Annotated in this window: 4 protein-coding genes; 2 read left to right on the forward strand and 2 right to left on the reverse strand. The window is 71.4% G+C overall.

The genetic code is table 11. From position 1 onward, the window contains the following. Together VG296_RS08545 and VG296_RS08550 are read right to left on the reverse strand one after the other, a co-directional pair. Positions 1 to 1,290, reverse strand: a 1,290-nt coding sequence (locus tag VG296_RS08545; protein WP_325564876.1) for an ADP-ribosylglycohydrolase family protein, incomplete at its 3' end; no start/stop codon positions are given. Between the two features lie 26 nt (positions 1,291 to 1,316). Continuing rightward, entirely contained in the window at positions 1,317 to 2,318 is a 1,002-nt protein-coding gene (locus VG296_RS08550; RefSeq protein ID WP_325564878.1) for a LacI family DNA-binding transcriptional regulator, read from the reverse strand. A gap of 194 nt (positions 2,319 to 2,512) precedes the next feature. Here VG296_RS08550 and VG296_RS08555 point away from each other — a divergent pair, with 194 nt between their 5' ends. Further along, a complete protein-coding gene (locus VG296_RS08555; protein ID WP_325564880.1) occupies positions 2,513 to 3,520 on the forward strand; it encodes an ADP-ribosylglycohydrolase family protein in 1,008 nt (335 codons plus the stop codon). After that, positions 3,517 to 4,157, forward strand: a 641-nt coding sequence (locus tag VG296_RS08560; protein WP_325564881.1) for an ADP-ribosylglycohydrolase family protein, incomplete at its 3' end; no start/stop codon positions are given. The genes VG296_RS08555 and VG296_RS08560, both read left to right, overlap by 4 nt.

A 4,157-nucleotide genomic window follows, 5' to 3' on the forward strand; every position in this document is an offset into this window, starting at 1 on the left:
GGCGAGGTCGGATATGCGGGAGCCGTCGAACCCGCGGATCGCGCTGCGCGCGGTGTCGTGCAGCGGAGCCGTCCAGTGCGAGGGGAGCGCGGCCGCGCCGGAGATGATCCCGGCGACGCTTCCGGCGGTGGCGCCGTTGGAGTCGGTGTCCCAGCCGCCCTGCACCGTCAGGCCGATGGTGGCGGTGAAGTCGCCCTCGCCCCAAAGCAGTCCGGCCGCCACGACGGCCGCGTTGTTCACGGTGTGCACCCACGAGTAGTGGCCGTACCGTTCCTCGATCGCGGCACGCGCCTGCTCCCAGCCGACGCCGCTCTCGTGCAGATCGAGCACGACTCCGACCGCCTCGGCCAGCCTGCTCTTGGGCGGAACGCAGGTGAGTGAGGCCTCGATGGCCTGCTGCGCGTTACCGGTGAACGCGGCGGCCACCAGCGCGGCCGACCACATCTCGCCGTACACGCCGTTCGCGGTGTGCGAGAGGGCGGCGTCGCGGTAGGCCATCTCAGCGGCGGCGCGCGGGTTGCCGGGGTTGACGTAGCCGAAGATGTCGGCGCGGATCTGGGCGCCGATCCACTCCCGATAGGGGTTGTCGATCCGCCCTGCCTCGGACGCCTCGTACCCGATCACGAGATTGCGGTAGGCGACCCGCTCCGCGGTGTAGGTCTGGGTGTAAGGCAACCGGTCGAGCCACTCGGCGGCGACGTCGGCGGTGGTGTAGTCGAACCCGTACGTCTCGAGGATGTGCAGGCCGAGGATCGTGTAGTCGATGTCGTCGTCGCGCGCGCTCTCCGTGATCCGGCCGCGCGTGGTCTCCGGCCACCATTCGCGCAGCTCGAAGCCTGCGGGCATCGGGTCGAGCACGGGTACGTAGTCGCGCAGCGGATAGGCGTCGGCGAGGGTCAGATACTCGGCCAGGCGCCCGACGGTCCAGTGATCGCCGTTCTCGACGGGCTTGCCGAGGTTGCAGCCGACGCAGCGGCCCAGCCAGGCGCCGAGCAGTCGGTCGCGCAACTCTGATTCGCCGATCTTCGCCGCGGTCGGCGCGTCTGACGGTGCGTCGGGCAGCGTCGCGAGGATCTCGGCTAGGCTCTCAGGCTCCTCATAAGCCCACGCCTCGTCGCGGCTCGTCGCGTGCAGTTCGGGCAGCAGCCGGCGAGCGGATTCGGCGTCGTTCCGCTCGACCGCCTGCGTCGCGACGCCGACGAGTTCGCCGAGCTCGAAACCGCTCTCCCGGCGCTGCGCCAGTTCCCAGCGCAGCAGGTCGACGGGATCGTGCGGGTGGTGGTGCGTCATTGGCGTGCTCCGATTGTTCTTTGCGCTCAGGCCGACTCGCGCCGGAGGAGGGAGTTGGAGATGACGAGCTGGCGCGCGGGCTGGTCCTCGGCCTCGGTCAGCCGCCGCAGCAGGGCCTCGCCGCAGGCGCGCCCGACCTCGCGGGCCGGGTTGACCACCGTGGTCAGCGCCGGGAAGACGAGGGAGGCGGCGTCGATGTCGTCGTAGCCGATCACCGCGAGCTCGCCGGGGACGTCCAGGCCGAGCGCCCGGGCGGCGTCGAGCACCCCGATCGCGATCAGGTCGTTGGCGCAGGCGATGGCGTCCGGGCGGTCCGTCCGCCCGAGCAGGTCCTTCGCGGCCGCCCGACCCGCCTCGCGGGTGAAGTCGCCGCGGACCACCAGGTCCTCGTCGACGACGTGGCCGGCCTCGGCCAGCGCGCGCCGGTAGCCGGCCTCGCGCAGATCGCTGGGCCCGACGTGGACGGGGCCGCCGATGTATGCCAACCGCTTGCGCCCCTGCTCGAGCAGGTACCTGGCCGACTGCAGCATGCCGCCCTCGTCGTCGCTGCGTACCAGGTCGCCGAGGTCGGGGTCGAAGGGCGCGCCGCCGAGCCGGACGATCGGCACGTTCTTGCCGTACTCCAGGAAGTCCTTCCTGGTCAGCTGGAACGCGGCGATCACCAGGCCGTCGACGCGGCGGTTGGTCATCTCGCGCAGGAAGGAGAGCTCCTCCTCGCGGGACCCGTCGGTGTTGCAGACCACCGCGTGGTACCCGGCGGGCACCATCACGTCGGCCAGGCCGCGCAGCACCATCGGGTAGAACGGGTTGGTCAGATCCGGGACGATCAGCGCGACGGTCATCGTCTGCTGCGTGCGCAGCACCCGGGAGAGCGGATTGGGCTGGTAGCCGAGCTCCTCGATCACCCGCATCACCCGGGTACGGGTGGCCTCCGCGACCGGCCGTCGCCCGGACAGCACGTGCGAGACCGTCGTGACGGACACCCCGGCCCGGGCAGCGACCTCCGTCATGCCAACCTGCGTCGTCAAGGCGACCTCCATGCAATACGGTTTGCGGCGAGTGCTCGACATCCTCAGGCCCGGCTCGCCGGGTTGTCAAGAGGTAAATCGCATATTGCCGTCGGATTGCGTTCTCGACATGCCCGGGACGCTTACACCCCTTGACGAGGCCCGGCCGATCAGCGACAGTAGGCCGCGCAAACCGTATTGCAAGGAAGGTTGCCGTGACGAAGGAACCAGTGACTCCGACCATCGAGCGCGTCTACGGCGCTCTCATCGGCCAGGCGGTGGGCGACGCGCTCGGGGCGCCGACCGAAGGTCTCACCCGGGCGCAGATCATCGAGCGGTACGGGTGGGTGTCCGACTTCGTCGACGACGACCCGGCCGGCACCGACGACACCGAATACGCGGTGCTCACGGCCCGACTCATGCTGGCGCACGGCGAGCGACTGACACCGGATCAGGTCGGCGCCGCGTGGACCGAGCAGCTCGTCGGGCAGGAGGGCGGGTTCTTCGGCGGCGGATTCAGCGAGATGACCGCGATCAACAACCTCCGCGCGGGCCTCAAGCCGCCGGTGACCGGCTCCGACAACCACGAGATGTGGAGCGACGGCGCGGCCATGCGGATCGCTCCGGTCGGCATCCTGTGCGCCGGCGACCCGCGCGAAGCCGCCCGGCTCGCCGCGATCGACGCGCAGGTCTCGCACGCCAGGGATGGCCTCTACTGCGCCCAGGTCATCGCGGCCGCCGTCGCCGCCGCGATGACCACCGAGTCCTGGCAGGACGTGGTCGAGGCCGGGCTCTCGGCGGCGCCCGCCGACTCCTGGACCGCCAGGAGCATCCGGCGGGCCGTTGAGATCGGCAGGTCGCACACGGACCTACCCGCCGCCCTCGACGAGCTCTACGAACGGATCTCGATCTTCCACTATCCCTTCGCCGACGTGGGCCCGGAGGCCACCGCACTGGCCATGGGCGTGTTCGCCGCCGCTCGTGGCGAGTACGTGCAGGCGGTGCTCGGCGGCACCAACGTCGGGCGCGACGCCGACACCATCGCCGCGATGGCCGGAGCGATGGCGGGCGCTTTGCACGGGTCCGAAGCCGTTCCCGAGGCCTGGCGTCAGCGCATCAACGTCGTACGCGGCCACTGCATCCGCGCGACGGCCGGGACCGACCTGGCCGAACTCGCTCGCGATCTGCACACCGCGCTGCTCAGGAAGGACAACGCCGGATGACCACGTCACGTGCGACCACGTCCCTCGCGGACCGCGCGCGCGGTGCGCTGGTCGGACTCGCGATCGGGGACGCGGCAGGTATGCCGGCCCTGTACCATCGCAGCGCGCGGCTGGGCGGACCGCGCAGGTGGCTGTGGCACTTCAGCGCCGAAGCCGACACCCAGCACGTCCTGCGCTTCCCGCTGCCGTTCACGCTCGGACGCCCCGAGCCGCTGGAGCTGGCCGGGACCGACGACACCGAGTTCGCCGCGGCCGCGGCCCTCATCCTGCTCGAAGCCGGTGACGACCCGACGAGTGAAGCGCTCTTCGCGGGCTGGCGCACGCACGTCGTCGACCGCCCCGAGGAGGTGTGGACGGGGATCGCGGAACGTTCCTCGATCGTGAACACCCGCGCGGGGCTCACTCCCCCGGCGACCGGAAGCGACAACCCCGCGCACTTCGACGACGGTGCGGTGGCCCGCGCCGTCCCGGTCGGCCTGCGTTACGCGGGTGAACCGGAACGAGCGGCCGAGGTCGCCACCCGGCTCGCCGAGATCACCCACGCGCAGGACGGCGTATGGGCCGCGGCCGCGATGGCCGCCGCGATCGCCACAGCCGCGTCCGGGGACGACGCGTCCGAAGCGGTGCGCGCGGGCGT

Source organism: Actinospica sp. (assembly GCF_035552695.1).
Taxonomy (GTDB): domain Bacteria; phylum Actinomycetota; class Actinomycetes; order Streptomycetales; family Catenulisporaceae; genus Actinospica.